The sequence below is a fragment of the Bacteroides graminisolvens DSM 19988 = JCM 15093 genome (assembly GCF_000428125.1).
GTDB lineage: Bacteria > Bacteroidota > Bacteroidia > Bacteroidales > Bacteroidaceae > Bacteroides > Bacteroides graminisolvens.
Genome location: NZ_ATZI01000007.1, coordinates 53751 through 69195, shown reverse-complemented (window position 1 = coordinate 69195; position 15445 = coordinate 53751). Strand labels below are relative to the sequence as shown.

17 protein-coding genes are annotated in these 15445 nt (G+C 42.8%); 10 read left to right on the top strand and 7 right to left on the bottom strand.

Annotation, left to right across the window (positions count from 1 at the left end; translation table 11 throughout):
• Nucleotides 1–220: 220 nt before the first annotated feature.
• The 10 genes from C511_RS0107445 (at nucleotide 221) to C511_RS0107400 (ending at nucleotide 11949) form a co-directional block, all read left to right on the top strand.
• Nucleotides 221–1855, top strand: a complete 1635-nt coding sequence (locus C511_RS0107445) for a phosphoethanolamine transferase (RefSeq protein WP_226992511.1) — start codon at nucleotides 221–223, stop codon at nucleotides 1853–1855.
• Between the two features lie 105 nt (nucleotides 1856–1960).
• Nucleotides 1961–2833, top strand: a complete 873-nt coding sequence (locus tag C511_RS16380; protein WP_158332555.1) for an AraC family transcriptional regulator — start codon at nucleotides 1961–1963, stop codon at nucleotides 2831–2833.
• An 8-nt stretch (nucleotides 2834–2841) separates the two neighbouring features.
• On the top strand, nucleotides 2842–3393 hold the full coding sequence (locus C511_RS0107435) for a flavodoxin family protein (protein ID WP_024996462.1): 552 nt from the start codon (nucleotides 2842–2844) through the stop codon (nucleotides 3391–3393).
• A gap of 38 nt (nucleotides 3394–3431) precedes the next feature.
• Entirely contained in the window at nucleotides 3432–3980 is a 549-nt protein-coding gene (locus C511_RS0107430; protein ID WP_024996461.1) for a flavodoxin, read from the top strand.
• 245 nt (nucleotides 3981–4225) lie between these two features.
• Nucleotides 4226–5518 (top strand): TolC family protein, encoded by a 1293-nt coding sequence (locus C511_RS0107425; RefSeq protein ID WP_024996460.1) that lies wholly within the window; start codon nucleotides 4226–4228, stop codon nucleotides 5516–5518.
• Between the two features lie 20 nt (nucleotides 5519–5538).
• Nucleotides 5539–6576: an efflux RND transporter periplasmic adaptor subunit gene (locus tag C511_RS0107420; RefSeq protein ID WP_027317996.1), complete on the top strand. Its 1038-nt coding sequence runs from the start codon at nucleotides 5539–5541 to the stop codon at nucleotides 6574–6576.
• Nucleotides 6573–9641 carry an efflux RND transporter permease subunit gene (locus tag C511_RS0107415; protein ID WP_074434166.1) on the top strand — a complete coding sequence of 1023 codons (3069 nt, stop codon included), beginning with the start codon at nucleotides 6573–6575 and terminating at the stop codon, nucleotides 9639–9641. The genes C511_RS0107420 and C511_RS0107415 overlap by 4 nt, the downstream gene beginning before the upstream one ends.
• 243 nt (nucleotides 9642–9884) lie before the next feature.
• Nucleotides 9885–10103, top strand: coding sequence for a winged helix-turn-helix domain-containing protein (locus C511_RS0107410; protein WP_024996454.1), 219 nt, complete (start codon nucleotides 9885–9887; stop codon nucleotides 10101–10103).
• A gap of 10 nt (nucleotides 10104–10113) precedes the next feature.
• On the top strand, nucleotides 10114–11178 hold the full coding sequence (locus C511_RS17220) for a sensor histidine kinase (protein ID WP_158332554.1): 1065 nt from the start codon (nucleotides 10114–10116) through the stop codon (nucleotides 11176–11178).
• A 3-nt stretch (nucleotides 11179–11181) separates the two neighbouring features.
• Nucleotides 11182–11949 carry a LytR/AlgR family response regulator transcription factor gene (locus C511_RS0107400; protein WP_024996452.1) on the top strand — a complete coding sequence of 256 codons (768 nt, stop codon included), beginning with the start codon at nucleotides 11182–11184 and terminating at the stop codon, nucleotides 11947–11949.
• A gap of 153 nt (nucleotides 11950–12102) precedes the next feature.
• Here the strand turns inward: C511_RS0107400 and C511_RS0107395 are convergent, their stop codons facing one another.
• From C511_RS0107395 to C511_RS0107365, 7 genes are all read right to left on the bottom strand, one after another.
• Nucleotides 12103–13059, bottom strand: coding sequence for a PCMD domain-containing protein (locus tag C511_RS0107395; protein WP_024996451.1), 957 nt, complete (start codon nucleotides 13057–13059; stop codon nucleotides 12103–12105).
• A 36-nt stretch (nucleotides 13060–13095) separates the two neighbouring features.
• Complete coding sequence (locus tag C511_RS0107390; protein WP_024996450.1) at nucleotides 13096–13311, bottom strand: winged helix-turn-helix domain-containing protein; 216 nt, start codon at nucleotides 13309–13311, stop codon at nucleotides 13096–13098.
• A 289-nt stretch (nucleotides 13312–13600) separates the two neighbouring features.
• Nucleotides 13601–13816 (bottom strand): hypothetical protein, encoded by a 216-nt coding sequence (locus tag C511_RS0107385; protein WP_024996449.1) that lies wholly within the window; start codon nucleotides 13814–13816, stop codon nucleotides 13601–13603.
• 6 nt (nucleotides 13817–13822) lie between these two features.
• Nucleotides 13823–14422 (bottom strand): DUF6549 family protein, encoded by a 600-nt coding sequence (locus C511_RS0107380; protein ID WP_024996448.1) that lies wholly within the window; start codon nucleotides 14420–14422, stop codon nucleotides 13823–13825.
• On the bottom strand, nucleotides 14409–14621 hold the full coding sequence (locus C511_RS0107375; RefSeq protein ID WP_051260480.1) for a hypothetical protein: 213 nt from the start codon (nucleotides 14619–14621) through the stop codon (nucleotides 14409–14411). The genes C511_RS0107380 and C511_RS0107375 overlap by 14 nt, the downstream gene beginning before the upstream one ends.
• A 12-nt stretch (nucleotides 14622–14633) precedes the next feature.
• On the bottom strand, nucleotides 14634–15086 hold the full coding sequence (locus C511_RS0107370; protein WP_024996446.1) for a glycoside hydrolase family protein: 453 nt from the start codon (nucleotides 15084–15086) through the stop codon (nucleotides 14634–14636).
• Entirely contained in the window at nucleotides 15083–15370 is a 288-nt protein-coding gene (locus C511_RS0107365) for a hypothetical protein (protein ID WP_024996445.1), read from the bottom strand. Before C511_RS0107365 ends, C511_RS0107370 begins: the two co-directional genes overlap by 4 nt.
• Nucleotides 15371–15445 lie beyond the last annotated feature (75 nt).

Genomic DNA, 15445 nt, shown 5'->3' with positions numbered 1-15445 from the left:
GCTGATATATAAGGTTACAGAAGCTATTCTAATGCTCGGCATTGTCTTGCTTATATCACTTTGTTATAAATATATCTGTTCCATATTTCGATAGTACTACACAATAAACACATTCTAACAGATTGAAGTAACTATGAGAACCTTTAGTTTAATAATGAGATTTACCGAAGAGTTAGGAAGAATACTTGTTGAGGGGTGGCGCCGTTTTGTGAAAGCGGAAATGTACTTCTATCTTTTTCTGCTCATCCTGGTTATTCCGAATATCATCCTATGTTATACGGAACCCTTGTCACTAATGGCTAAAATATGTAACGTCCTACTGCCGTTTGGTGTTTATTACCTGGTAATGACATTGTCGAGGAATTATGGCAGGACGTTTTGGATACTGTTTCCTGTTCTGTTTTTCGGTGCATTTCAGATCGTACTGCTTTTTTTGTACGGGCAATCGGTTATTGCAGTAGACATGTTCCTGAACCTGATAACAACCAATTATGGCGAAGCGATGGAACTGCTGGATAATCTGATGCCGGCAATCACTCTCGTTGTACTACTCTATGTCCCTGCATTAATCTTTGCTACCATGTCCATCATCGGGAAACGGAAGCTGTCATCCGTATTCCTCTCCCGGGAACGACCTATAGCCATATTGGCTTTGATCATCGGCATATTCTCATTGGGGATATCTTATCTGGCAGATAAGAATTACAAGCCAATGACCGATTTATATCCGGTAAACGTATGTTATAACGTGTACCTTGCTTTTCAGCGGGATGCAAAAACATGCCGTTACTACCAGACATCCGACAGCTTCACGTATCAGGCAAAAGCCTCCCACCCATTAAAAGAGCGAGAAGTCTATGTGATGGTGGTTGGCGAAACTGCCCGTTCCCAAAATTGGGCATTAAATGGATACGACCGTCCCACTAATCCCGAACTAAGAAAAGTAAAGGGGCTGACTTCCTTTACACAGGCATTCACGGAGACTAACACGACGCACAAAAGCGTTCCGATGCTACTTTCACCAATAACAGCCTACAATTTTGATTCTATCTATTATCAAAAAGGTATCATCACCGCTTTCAAGGAAGCAGGATTCCGGACGGCTTTCTTCTCCAATCAACGCTATAATAATTCGCTTATCGACTTTTTGGGTAAAGAAGCGGACACTTGGAACTTCCTTAAAGAGCGTGCTATCAATGCCAACCATATCGTTTATGACGACGAGCTCCTTGAGCTCGTATCCAACGAGTTGAAGAGTCGTGACCGGAAGCAGTTTATCGTGCTTCATACATACGGTTCTCATTTCAACTACAAGGAGCGTTATCCCTCAGAAATGGCTTTCTTCAAACCTGATACCCCTATGGATGCAACTGCGAAAAATAGAAATTCGCTATTGAACGCATATGATAATACCATCCGCTATACGGACTATTTTTTAGCTCGGCTCATCCGGTTGTTGAACGAAGAAGATATGAATGCCGCACTGCTATACACTTCGGATCACGGCGAAGACATCTATGACGATGACAGACATCTCTTCCTGCATGCCTCTCCGATAGCCTCCAGCTATCAGTTGCACGTTCCGTTTCTGATATGGATGTCTGATAAATACCAACAGACCTATCCGGAATCGCTCAAAGCAGTTCAGGCAAACAAGGTAAAGCGTGTATCATCCAGTGCATCATTTTTTCAAACGATGCTGGAATTAGGTGGGATCAAAACACCTTATCTCAATGATTCATTGTCTGTAACTAGTCATCTTTATGCGGGAAGACCGGGAGTCTATCTGAATGATCACAACAAGGCATGTTTATTGAATGAGGAACAGAGTAACTGCAATAATACATCGAGATAGACTAATTAGTCAAGTAAATTGAATCAAAAAGTCAAATGAGTAGGCTTGATTATCGCTAACTTTGCAGCATCAATCAATTAGAAATGTGGTTACTGAGAAATGAAGATGGAAAAAATTATCAAAGTACCGACGACTTTAGTAGCCAAGCCCGTCTTGTACGGCACGCTCGAAATGGACGGCTGTACCGTCATCCAGCAGTGCATCGACAGTATGGCTCGCAGCGGGACGATGTTTATGCAGTCGCACGTGCTGATTCTGATGCTCGACGGGCAGATCACATTCAGACATGGAAAACAGTCCCATGTGGTTCGCAAGAACGAAATGATTTTGCTAAAAAAAGCGACCTCTGTGCAGTTCGAGATGATGGGAGACGCTGAAAACGGGGATATTTATGACGGGACGATGATCTGCATTCAGAATGAACTACTGAAAGAGTTTATCACAACTGCTAAGATCCAAACACCTCAAGTAAAGGATATTGTAAAAACAGCGGTACACCCGATGGATAGCCGACTGATATCTTTCGTGCAGTCACTCGCACCCTACTATAATGCCCCGGTAACAATAAACCCGGCGTTATTGAAACTGAAAGTCATGGAACTGCTTTTCAATGTGGCGGAATGCAGTGAGGATGCGTTCAGGCAGATGTTACAGTTGCTGAAGCCCGTAAAAGCCGATATTCGCCACGTAGTCGAACATAATTATACCAACCCTTTAATCTTACCGGAACTTGCTTATTTGTCCGGTCGCAGCCTGTCGGGATTCAAACGCGAATTTCAAGCCATCTACAATATGCCGCCTGCACAATGGCTCCTCGGCAAGCGGCTGGAGAGGGCAGCGGATATGCTGAAAAATACACCCATGAGCGTTACCGATATATGCTTCACACTGGGATTTGAGAGTCCTGCCCATTTCTCCCGTGCGTTTAAGAAACAGTACGGATATTCCCCCGCTCATTATAAATTAAATAATCAATAAAAAGCAACATGAAAAGAATTGTAGTAATTACCTCCAGCCCACACAAAGACGGCAACAGCAATAAGTTGGCCGAAGCATTCATTAAAGGGGCAACCTCAGCCGGACATCAGGTGTCGCGCTTCGACGCTTCGTCCAAAGAGATAAAACCCTGCATCGGTTGCAATAATTGTTTTTCAAAAGAGGATTGTGCCTGTATATCCAAGGATGACTTTAACGAAGCGGCAACCCTCATTATGCAATCGGATATGGTGGTGTTCGCGACGCCAGTCTATTGGTATACCTATCCTGCGAAAATGAAAGCTGTCATCGATAAGTTCTATTCATTCCTGATGACGGATCGACCGGAGACCAAAAACAAAGAGACGCTTCTGCTGGCAGCCGCCGGAGATCAAAATACAGCCGTGTTCGACCTGCTTTTACAGGAGTACAAAATGACGGTTTCAGCACTTCAATGGAGTGCCCAAGAACCGTTGTTGGTTCCAGGCGTATTGGCTGTAAACGATATTTTGAAACAGCCGGGTTATCTCTCGCAGGCTGAAAATCTGGGGGAAAGCATCTGAAACATCTCTTTTATTCTAACAGAAAAATACAGAACATCATGAAACAACTTTTTTTAATGTTGGTTACGGCTTTTGCTATCACGTCTTGCGGACAGCACGCACAAGAAAAAACGCTCGTCGTTTACTTCTCGCACACCAATAACACGGCTACTATTGCTGAATATATCCAATCTCTAACCGATGCCGATACTTTTCGTATAGAACCTGTTATGCCCTATCCCTCGGTATACGAACAGCACGAACCCATAGCAAAGAAAGAGAGGGACGAACAGGCAAGACCTGCATTGAAAGCCGAAGTAGAGAATCTGAACGAGTATGACGTCATCTTTATCGGATTCCCCATTTGGTGGGAAGACGCTCCGATGATCATCGCCACTTTTCTGGAGAACCACGACTTCACAGGCAAAACCGTTGTTCCGTTCTGCACGCATGGTGGTGGCGGCTCCGGACAGGCTTTCGACCAGGTGAAGAAATATGCCTCCTCAGCTAAATACCTTGAAGGATACCAAGTTAAAGGCAGCAGGGCTACTTCAGACAAACCGAACGTCGAACAATGGTTGAAGCGAATCGGAAGGGTGAAGAACTGAAAACACGCGAAGAACCTATCCTATCCCCTGACCCGATAATCAACAAAACAGAATGCTTTAATAACCTCATCAACAGGAATTATAGCGGAATAATTAATCCTATTCCGCTATTTTTATTTGTTTTCGGCAGTTTATTCCCATTATACGCAACTCATTCGGCAAATATGACTGTTTATCCTATAGCCTATATACCTCAATAATTACCTCTGTAATTTTGCGTCAGAATAAACTAATTATTATTTCTGATGAAAAAAGTCTTAATCTTATTATCCGTACTTATTCCGTTTGTCGGGAACGCACAGGAATATTCTCTGGAGCAATATCTTGAGAAAGTCGAACGAGAGAATATAAGTATCAAAAAAGCGCAGAACGAAACGCAGCAAAGTGCAGAGGATGTGAAAATGGCACGTTCCGAGTATTTGCCGCAGATAGGAGCCACGGCGGGTTATCGTAGGGATTTCAATAACAGCTATATGTTTATCAACGAGGGAGAGTCTGGGATGGAGGGGGTTCCCAACAAATTCCCTGTGAATTTCAAAAATACACTCAATGGTGCCGTCACTCTGGAGCAGTCTATCTATAATGCCCCTGCCCTTGCCAACCAAAAAATAGCCAAGTTGGCAAACGCCTACATGAAACTGTCTCAGGCAGATCAGACCAATCAGGTGGTTAAGCAAGGTACACTCCTGTTTTATCAGGCGCTCTATGCGAAAGAGTCGCTCACTATTTTTTTAGAAAATAGTGCATTGGCACAGAATCAATACCAACAAGTCTGCGAAATGTTTGCAAACGGACTTGTCAGCGAGTTTGCCATGAAGCAATCCGAACTCTACTATCAGCAGACATTGCCCGATATTGAGAATGCACGGAAAACTGTCGGTAATCTATTACGTGAACTTCGCTTGCTTGCCAACATGACGGAGGAGGAACCGTTCGAGATAAAAGGTGAGATTGCCTTGCCGGACGCCTCTCTTGAAGCAACCGGTCAAGAACGTTTCCCCGGCGGTACACTGAAAATGGAACAAAGCATCAAACGTATGGATTTAGCAAAGCAGGAGATCTCTTTATCCAAGGCGGCGTTTCTTCCTAAAGTCACTTTCAATCTGGGTTACTCGCTGGACGCTTATGACGATAAATTCCGGTTCAAAGACAGAAACGGAGTCGGCTATGGAACGATCAACTTGAGCATCCCCATTTTTTCAGGTGGATACAATCGCTCCAAAGTACGGAAATCGCATCTTGCCTACGAAAAGAGCAAGATGGAATATATGGAACTTGGCAACCAACTGGAAAAGGAGTATCAAAGCCTGTTGGCTGACAAAACCGTTGCCTCTACCCAAATCAACACCATTCGTAAGATGGTGGAGCTGGCGGACAAGGAAATACAGGCTTCGGAAGAGAAACTGCGTTTGGGATTGGTCTCAAATCTCGAACTTCGCGAAACGCGTATTTCCTATATACAGGCAAAGCTACAACTACTCAACGCTACTCTCGACTATCAGGCTGCAATTGTGAATATTAAAAACTTACTGAAATAAAAATTAGAACAAATTATATCATGAGAAAAATTGGAATGATAGGGGGAATAATTATTTCCTTGCTGGGATTGGTTGCCTGCGGTGGAAACCCGACACCACAGACTCCTGTAGAGAATTCAAAAGATGCGGCCGTAATTGTCAATACTGCCCGGATAGCGTATGATGATGGTAGTGAGGAGAAACTCTATCATGCGGATTTGCAGTATGCACGCTCCTTTAAGTTTGCACCACAAACAAATGGCATTGCTACAAAAGTGATGATTAGTCCCGGGCAAAAGGTGTCCGAAGGGCAAGCGCTTATCGCTTACCCGGTACAGAATTATCAGCTTCAAATGGAACAGCAACAGGCTGTTTATAAAGATATGCAGAGTAAATTAGAGAAACAGAAAACGCTCCTTGCCAAAGGTTTCGTAGCACGACAGGCGGTGGAAGACCTTGAACTGGAAGTGAAGAACAAAGCCAAAGAGATACGGATACTGGAAGAGCAATATGTTGTCAAAGCTCCGTTCTCGGGTACTATAACAGATGTATCGGTAACCGAAGGTGACCATGTGATGGCAGGGACACAACTTTTTGTTCTGTCTGAAACGGACAAACTGACCGCAGAGTTTTTTGTGTCAATGAAAGAGGCATTTCTAATTAAGGATGGCGACGGCGTGACACTTGAATTGGGTTCACTACCTGAATTAAAAGGCAGGGTGGCACAGAAAAGTACCATTATGGACGACACACGCAAGGCTTATCGAATCAGGGCAGAATTCAGCAATCAGCAAGCCATAGCTGCCGGAGGAGTGACCGCCAACATAAGGATGAAATTGGCGGGAAGCGGTAATTCCATTCGCATACCGCTGACCGCTATTGCTTCTGTCGGAGGGAAAGACCTGATCTACAAATGTGTTCAAGGATATGCTACCGCCACTCCCGTCCGCATAGTCCGTATTGTGGGACAACAGGCCATTATCGAAGCAGGCGTACAATCGGGAGATGAATATGTCACTGTGGGCGTAGAAAAAATATCCGACAAATCGGCTATCAGAGCCACGAACTCAAACTTATGAAAATAACGAAATTTGCAATAGAACGTCCCGTTACCACCACGATGCTTTTCATTGCATTGGCATTTTTCGGGGTAATGGCTTATGTAAACGTAGGTGTCAATATGATGCCGAAAGTGAACAGCCCTTCCATTATGGTCACTACCGTCCTGCCCGGCGCTACGCCTGAAGAGCTGGAAAAGAATGTGACCGAAAAAATAGAGAAAGAAATTTCCGGATTGAGCAATCTGAAACGGGTCATCTCCTACTCGATGGAGAATGTGTCGACCGTACAAGCCGAGTTCCGTTCCAGCAAGAACGAGAACGAAGCGATGAACGAGGTCAAGGAGAAAGTAGAGCTGGCTATGGCTGAGATGCCGCAGTCTATCGAGCGTCCTCTGATACAAAAAACAAATATCAGCGATGTTCCTGTACTGACGATCGTGATGAGTGGCAATAAGTCCGGCAAGGAGCTGTACGACCTTGCAGATCAGAAATTGAAGAATCTCTTCACTCGCATCAACGGTGTCACTAAAGTGAACATTATCGGTGGCGAGAAACGCGAGATCAAGATTCTGGCCGATATGCGGCGAGCCGCCGAATTAGGTTTAGACCTGACTCAAGTAGGAGCAGCCATTCAGGCTGCCAACACCAAACTGCCCGGCGGTACGTACGACTACGACGGAATGAACTTTTCTATCGAAACCGGCCAGGAAGCATCTTCCCCTCAAGCCATCAGCGAACTGATGATCTCGCACAAAGGTTATCCGTTGTCTGTCCGCGAGTTCGCTGTGGTGAGCGACAGTGTCAAGCGTCCCACCAATAAGTCGACTTTCCACGATCTGAAAAACGACCACTATTACAGCAGTGTTGTTACGCTCAATATTCTCAAAGAACCGAATGCCAATGAAGTAAAATTGGCGAGAGCCATAAAGGAGAAACTCCCTGAATTCGAGAACGAGCTGCCCGAGGGTGTAACGCTGAGTATTCCGTTCGATAATTCTGCATATACGGAAAGTGCCGTAGACGATGCTTTGGTGAATGTCATTCTCGGCATTATTCTGACAGGGGTCATCCTTTATCTCTTTATCGGGGACTATCGGACGGTGATTATCGTGAGCATATCCATTCCGATATCTCTCATCGCCAGCTTCATCGTGCTGAAGCAACTCAATGCTACGCTCAACATGATGACGCTGATGAGTTTTGCCGTCTCTATCGGTGCGCTGATATCCAATTCCATCGTGGTAATCGAAAACATCATCCGCCTGAAAAAAGAGGGGATGCCGATCAAACAAGCTGCAATAGATGGTACGTCGGAAGTTACGATGGCGGTGATTGCATCGACAGGAACCAACTTAGTGGTATTCCTACCGATGGCTATGATGACCTCCATGGTGGGTGTGTACTTTGTGGAATATGCGCTGACTATTTCTGTTGCGACCGTATTCTCTCTGCTCGTATCGTTCACGTTGACACCCATGCTTGCCAGCGTTTTGCTGAAAAAAGACCTGAAAGCCACTAAATTCAACGGTTTTCTGGATCGCTTCTTCGACAACCTCTCCGAACGGTATGGACGTTCGCTGGAAAAACTACTGGCCAAAAAACGCAGGGGTGTATTACTTTTTGTCTCCATGATGGGAATCTTCATCGCTTCATTCGGTCTGATGAAGTTCATCGACTTCAATTTCATGCCGAAAGAAGATATGAACCTGGTGTTTGTGGAAGTCGAGCTTCCGGCAGGCTCCTCGCTGGAAACTTCGGGCGAATATGCCAAAAAACTGGAGGCGATCATCATGCGGCATCCCGAAGTGTCGGCCATGCAAACAGTGATTGGCGAGAAAGGCATCATGCCCAAAGGACCAAACCTGCTCAAGATAATGGCACACTTATACCCAGTTAACGAACGAGAGAGAAGCAACATACAACTGGCCGAGACTTTGAAAGCTCAACTTGACAGCATTCCGTCAGTGAAAGCACTGGTGTCTGCCAGCGGTATCGAAGGCGGTCTGCCGATTGCTTTCCTGTTACAGTCGGAAAACACGGAAGAGCTCAAAGCAACAAGCGCCAAGGTAGAGGCTGCTTTGTTGGATATGGAAGGAATCTCCGGCTACGAAGCGAGCAACCGTAACGGTAACCGTTTGATTCGCATTATTCCAAGGCCGGAAATCGTTTCACGGCTCAATCTATCGGTATTCGATGTCGCAACAGCCATCAATAGTGCCATAAATGGGATCAAAGTGGGTGTTTACAAGGAGAATGGAAAGGAATACGACATCCGAATCAGCTATAATGAAAATGATATTAGCGACTTAGCGCGCATCAAGAATATTCCTGTTCTGGCTAATGGGCAGCATTATACGGTGGAACGGTTGGCTGACATCTCCTATGATATTTCGCAGGCGCAGATCTATCACGTCAACAAACTCCCGACGGTGGAATTTGGCATAATGCCTAAAGACAATGTTTCGGACATGGAGATGCAGGGCAAAATCAATCAGTTGATGGACAACCTTCAGGCACCGAAATCCGTGACCGTGAAATGGGCAGGTATGGCAGAGGATATGGATGAGTCGCTGCGCGATCTCTCATTTACGCTAATCCTGTCGATTATACTACTATATATGCTAATGGCTTCGTTGCTGGAAAACTTCTGGCATCCGTTTCTATTGCTTACCACCTTGCCGATGGCTATGATCGGGGTACTGGTACTTATCTTCCTAAGCGGAACATCAATGAATATGCTTTCGCTGATTGCCATTATCACTTTATTGGGATTGGCGGTGAATGATAGTATCCTGATATACGATTACAACCGGCAACTGCTTGCCCGGGGAGAGTCGTTACACCAGGCAACCATACAGTCGGCAAAGACAAAGTTGAAAACGGTTATCATGACCAGTGTGGCTATCGCTGTCGGTACACTTCCCAATGCGCTGGAATTCGGTGGAGGAGCCGGGGCTTCCTTCCGTACTCCGATGGCATTAGTAACTATCGGAGGTATCATTACCTCGACTATCCTGACACTATATGTAGTTCCTGCTTTGTTCTACATGGTGAAGAAGCGTACAAAATTACCTGGATTATAAAAGAAACCTTCCAAATGATGGGTACTGTTTTTTGATGAGTAGTAATTTAGTTCGTCAGGCACTTGCGCTTGACGGGCTTTTTTTAAGAGTATATTGTCTTTTTAACGACTCATTCAACCAGTTTATTTTGGTCAGGAGCAATTCAGTTATCAAGAATAACAGTTTGTCAGTCAACTTATGAGTGGTTGTGAATGGTTTCGTATCTTTGTGTCGAGAAAATAATAATACCTAAAAACAAAGTTTATGGATAATAATCAAATTAGCATCAATGCAGATATTGTTCTACAATTGATGAACAATACTCCCTCCGGTTTGACATATAATGAATTGAAAGAAAGGTGTCATTTATCAGATAAAGATTTAAGTATGGCCATAGGCTGGTTAGTACGTGAAAATAAAATCATGTATTTATCTGATCTGGATAATGATAGATTGTATCTGAATGTCTACTTTTACTTTTAAAAACAAAGTTATGGCACAAAAAAGTTATATGAACTGGCAGACAGCTTTCTGTCTTGCCGCCTTTATCACACTGATATTCGTGTTACCAGTATTTTCTCCCTTGTATCTCAAAATGATGGGAGGCGAGATGTTCGGCTTTGTAGACTCTGTACCCAAATATGTGTCTTTGCTCTACAGTACAGGGAGCTTCTTCCTCCTTACATTTTTGCTCTTCGTATTCGATTTTCAATTGTTGAAGGGGAGATATGCAGTAACGGAGCGGAACTGGTATTTTATGGGCGGAGTGCTCCTGATAACGCTGCTATTCAGCTTTTTACAGTTGCCGTTATATAACAGCCTGTTCACATCGGAGAATGTATGGTCTTTCTCTTCCTACATATTCGGATCAATCATTCTGATGAATGTATCGCTTGCTTTAATGGTGGTAGCCGTTTCGTACATTATTTATTTGTCCGAGAAGCGTCAGTTCCTGGCTCTTCAGTACGAATCCCTCAAAGTGGAGAATATGCAAATACGCTACCAGGCACTTAAGAATCAAGTCGACCCGCACTTTTTGTTCAATACAATGAGTATTTTTGATTCACTGGTGGATGAAGATAAGCAAAGAACACATGAATACATTCAGCGCTTTTCCTCCGTTTACCGTTACATTCTTCAGACCAAGGAAATTGTGACTCTGGATGAAGAACTCCATTTTACTGATGATTACTTCGGGCTACTGCAAGTCCGCTATGGCGAGTGTCTTCAGCTTAAAACAGAGATAAACTTTGCGCTCAAAAACTATTCTGTCGTTCCGCTCAGTTTGCAAATACTAATCGAGAATGCGGTGAAGCATAATATCATTTCCCGGCAGCATCCACTCTGCATCACAATCAAAACGACTAACGATCGCCAACTGATTGTGAGCAATAACTATCAACCCAAAACTATGCCAAGTGCAGGTGTAGGCATCGGTTTGGCAAACTTGTCGGAACGATATGCGTTAAAGTGGCAAAAAGATATTACTATCGAACAGACAGAAGATGTATTTGAAGTGACAATACCTTTAGTATTCGAATCTCCTAAAACCACATAAGCCATGAGAGTAATCATCATAGAAGACGAACAACTGACAGCCAAAAAGCTGGTTGGTTTGTTAAAAGAATTAACGCCTGATGCTGTTGTCATGGGCATATTGCAATCAGTTAGTGAAAGTATTGAATGGTTTGGGAATAACCTGATGCCCGATTTGATTTTCATGGACATACACTTGGCTGATAATCTTTCCTTCTCCATATTCGAAAGTGTGGAAATAACATGCCCTATTATCTTTACTACTGCTTATGACGAATATGCCTTAAAAGCATTTGAGGTGAATAGTATTGATTACCTGCTAAAACCCGTCAGTCGCACGTCCCTGCAACGGGCATTGGACAAACTGAAACGTTTTTCTGCTGTTTATCAACCGCAGGAGACTGCCGAACTGATCAAAAAGGTTGCCGATACGATACTACAGAGAACCACTTCCTATAAATCATCGCTGTTGGTATCTGTTCGAGACAAACTAATCCCCATCAAAGTTAGCAGTATCGCATATATTTATTTGGAAGATAAAAATGCTATTGCCATACAATATGACGGTACAAAAAGTCGCATCGGCGGTTTACTGGATGACTTGATGAAACAACTTGATCCTACGATGTTCTATCGGGCAAACCGGCAGTTCATAGTGTCAAAGGCAGCTATAACTGATATTACGACTTGGTTTAGCAACCGTATGATAGTCAATCTTAACGTATCTGTTCCAGAACGTATCATCGTGAGCAGAACCAATGTGCAGGAATTGAAAAAGTGGCTGACGGAATAATATTATTACCATAGAGTAATTTCATAATCAGACTCCAGTCTTGTGATAACTCTTATTCCCAGATTCATTGTTTTTACTTTTTGTTTACGTATATAAACAATGTAATGAGTTATTTGTATACGCAAATTACTGATGCAGGAAATAATCTTTCGTTCAATACACTAATTTTACATTATCAATCCAAAGAGTGTTCCCGGGCGAACCGATGAAAGGGCCTCCATGACTGGATGAAAACTGTAGCATCATGTGTGTCGGGATTTCATCGGCAGCAGCCCATCCTATTTCTTTTATCGGAACGCTTTCTCCTTTACTGTTCCTTGCATAATCTCCTGTTCTTAATCCCATGATTTCTGATACATAAGAAGAATGCCTGGTAATGTTACCGTAAAGGATTTCATACATGGCACCATTTATCCAATCATTCGAATTCTTATCATATTTCGCAACCATTGTTCCCACTCGCTTTGCCGTGATATTTCCATAAATATCCTCCGTACGTTTTTGCAGAAAAAAAACTACGATTGCGCAATCACGTCCTTCCACCTGTCCTTTTTTACTGAAACCGGTCAACCGGATGCGGTCTCCGGCATTAGACACTTTAACTTTGTAGTCATAGCATACAGCTCTGGGACGTTGAGTAAAGGGAATTCCACAATTTATATATTTCTCTGCATCTGAAGTCCCTGTAATCGGTTCCTGCATATCACCGAGGAAAAGGGAACCTGTTGCTAAAACTCTTATATTAACGAGGCCCAGTACCTTCACGCTTTCAATATGAGTTTCCAGGCGGGCACAATATCCCTTATCGCGTGTCTCTTTATAAACCGTTGTGTTTGTCTTTGTAATTCCCGCTACTTTCGCCATTACGTTGGAAGTTCCCCAAGGAGAGTCCCCCAGATTTTTGTATGGATTGTTGGTTTCAATATTTCGCGCTGGACCTATTTCATAAAGAAGCTTATATTTGCCTCCAATAATATTGGATTCATGAATCTTACGGGTTTCCCACTGATCCATATCTCCATATTTTATAGGTACAATTTTTTCTTGAGGCCAACTGTACAGTGGAATAATAATTATTGCAATAGCTGATAATCTATTCATATATTCCATTTTTATGCAGTTTGTTTTATATATCCTAACACTCGTTTAAAAGTAGAAGTAAATATTCAAATACAACCTTTCTTCACCATGAGTAGATGAGAATATTACTTTGTCTTCACCAATTAACAAACCTATTGCCAAATACAAGTCTTTGTCAGGTAATCCACTCTTTTCTTTCAACTCATTAAATGTGAGACCAGCAGTATTATTCATCAAGCGGGAAATAATACCCGCATTAATACGGATTTTATCGTTGTACATGGTTTGTAGTTTACTGTTTTATAAGTTTCTATTTGAAAACAAAGTTACATCAGTAAATGTAATTGCATATAGATTATGGAATAAGCTGCCTTTTAAGGCGAATAAACTGTAAATGGGAAAGATGAGCTGATAATTACAAAAGCAACTGTATAAAATAATAAAACGACAGAAAATAATCGTAGATGTATTTGCTTTAAGTAAGAATTTTATTGGAAAACAACTTCACAGAAAGCTTGATCTTATGGAACTATATATCAATAAATATATATTATCCATACATTTCGAGAAATCAACAAATAAACCGTCCGATTTCCTCAATCTGTTTCTCCGTTTTGACCTTCATCGTGTCGAGAGAAGCATTATCTTCTTTCAGCATCTCAATTTGACTATTGTTATTGGTAATCTGATTGGTTATATCCGCATGAACTGATTTTAACTTCTCAATGGCTGAAACAAATACCTTATTCGCTTCTTCGATTCTCGTTTGAAATGATTTCGTAAACATATTTTTTTATTTTTGAATGATGATGTATTCTGAGTATTTAATCTCCACGTGCGGATTGTCACTGGTAATGGTCTGATGAATCGCAACTACCTTTTTCCAAAACAGCCAACGGCGTTTATACTCTATCCATACCGCTTGTCTTAATGTGACAGGAAGATGAATTTTACCTATCAGGCTATCCTTTTCGATAATACCGGATAACTGGAGATAGGGTGTAATCATCGACACCGATTTGACTATCACAGGAACAGTGTCTCGAATGACAATAGAATCTCTCACGGATGCTTTTATATCGGCATTGACCTCTAATTGATGCTTGGCAGCCGCTTTTAGGTTTTTGATTTTGACCCCCATCTGCTTGATTTTAACTAAATCCTCAGCCCTGTATCGCTCCATCTCATCAACCGTAAGTCGAAGCGTTTTTACGTCCGTTGCCATCGTCGTGGAATCAATCCGCCACTCCTTCATCTCAGAAAGTAAAGCGTTGCTGTTCATCTGGTATCGATCTCTCTCTTTTTTGATAGAGACGATATGCCGTTGTTGTACCCATACTGCCATTCCCAGCCCTATAAAGGCTAACACACCTAATAACTTAATCTTGTTCATAGGCTGATTCTTGGGGGATAAACCATAAAAACTCTTCTTTATAGGTATCGGGGAATAATACCATATATCCTTTGGATTTACGTTCCGGTTCTGTTAAAGCCTCCAAAACAATACCGGCCTCACCAAGTAGCCCGTCTAATTTCAGCTCCGTCAGTTCCTGTGAAGGAATGACTGTTATTTGACTTCCTGTGGTAATCATATCTTTTGTTCATTATTCGTTATATAATAGGTTGAATTCTTCTTTTCTCCGCTTTTCAAGTTGACTTGAGACCTTGCCATTAATGAGTCGGAATGTGATATAGTCGTGATAAACGTCTCGATATCCCGCTTTGAGTTTTTGAGCCAAACGGCTTTTCAGGACTCTGCTCTCACCCATGTTGTAAGCCAATGTTGCCAGTAGCAGTGAATCTCTGCCAAATGCCCGAAATGTTTTACATCGGCGAAACAAGTCGGCACGAAGCAACGAATCGGCACTTTGTGCGTTCATATTAGCAAAGTGTTCTCCTGGTAATAGTTTATGCCCATAGCCGACATACGGGTGATGCTTTGAGGAGTGCAAGCCCTCGTATCGCTTGATGCACTCTACCGCAACATCAAAGGGCGATCCAGCCTGAGCGGAGAGAACCGATAAAGACGATACGAAGGCAAGCAACACTCTTCTCATCGCTGTTTGAGCAGTTCTTTTATATCTGCTCGCATCTCACGCAAGTCGGTCTGGATAGATACGAATTGCGTCATAGTGGCTTCGAATACCGCTTTATCCAGTTTGATAGCGTCGATTCGGTCGTACTGGTCAGCAATTTTGAGTTCGAGAGCCTTGCACTTGGTGGTCAGTTCCTGAATGTGAGCGGTGTTGTTTACATGCTGCACATACATCGTTACCGTGAACGAAATGACGACAATGAGCGAGCGGATGTTGTTAGAAACAAAGTCTTTGAATGATGTCATAATGATTATTGTATTAAAATTGAAAAAGCGTCTTTAACTGCCCTGATAAGCGCATCTGCCGCAGCCGAATCTTTG

Coding starts and splice junctions, on each gene's coding strand:
- C511_RS0107445 (WP_226992511.1), top strand. CDS start 221: ATGTACTTCTATCTTTTTCTGCTCATCCTGGTTATTCCGAATATCATC.
- C511_RS16380 (WP_158332555.1), top strand. CDS start 1,961: ATGGAAAAAATTATCAAAGTACCGACGACTTTAGTAGCCAAGCCCGTC.
- C511_RS0107435 (WP_024996462.1), top strand. CDS start 2,842: ATGAAAAGAATTGTAGTAATTACCTCCAGCCCACACAAAGACGGCAAC.
- C511_RS0107430 (WP_024996461.1), top strand. CDS start 3,432: ATGAAACAACTTTTTTTAATGTTGGTTACGGCTTTTGCTATCACGTCT.
- C511_RS0107425 (WP_024996460.1), top strand. CDS start 4,226: ATGAAAAAAGTCTTAATCTTATTATCCGTACTTATTCCGTTTGTCGGG.
- C511_RS0107420 (WP_027317996.1), top strand. CDS start 5,539: ATGAGAAAAATTGGAATGATAGGGGGAATAATTATTTCCTTGCTGGGA.
- C511_RS0107415 (WP_074434166.1), top strand. CDS start 6,573: ATGAAAATAACGAAATTTGCAATAGAACGTCCCGTTACCACCACGATG.
- C511_RS0107410 (WP_024996454.1), top strand. CDS start 9,885: ATGGATAATAATCAAATTAGCATCAATGCAGATATTGTTCTACAATTG.
- C511_RS17220 (WP_158332554.1), top strand. CDS start 10,114: ATGGCACAAAAAAGTTATATGAACTGGCAGACAGCTTTCTGTCTTGCC.
- C511_RS0107400 (WP_024996452.1), top strand. CDS start 11,182: ATGAGAGTAATCATCATAGAAGACGAACAACTGACAGCCAAAAAGCTG.
- C511_RS0107395 (WP_024996451.1), bottom strand. CDS start 13,059: ATGGAATATATGAATAGATTATCAGCTATTGCAATAATTATTATTCCA.
- C511_RS0107390 (WP_024996450.1), bottom strand. CDS start 13,311: ATGTACAACGATAAAATCCGTATTAATGCGGGTATTATTTCCCGCTTG.
- C511_RS0107385 (WP_024996449.1), bottom strand. CDS start 13,816: ATGTTTACGAAATCATTTCAAACGAGAATCGAAGAAGCGAATAAGGTA.
- C511_RS0107380 (WP_024996448.1), bottom strand. CDS start 14,422: ATGAACAAGATTAAGTTATTAGGTGTGTTAGCCTTTATAGGGCTGGGA.
- C511_RS0107375 (WP_051260480.1), bottom strand. CDS start 14,621: ATGATTACCACAGGAAGTCAAATAACAGTCATTCCTTCACAGGAACTG.
- C511_RS0107370 (WP_024996446.1), bottom strand. CDS start 15,086: ATGAGAAGAGTGTTGCTTGCCTTCGTATCGTCTTTATCGGTTCTCTCC.
- C511_RS0107365 (WP_024996445.1), bottom strand. CDS start 15,370: ATGACATCATTCAAAGACTTTGTTTCTAACAACATCCGCTCGCTCATT.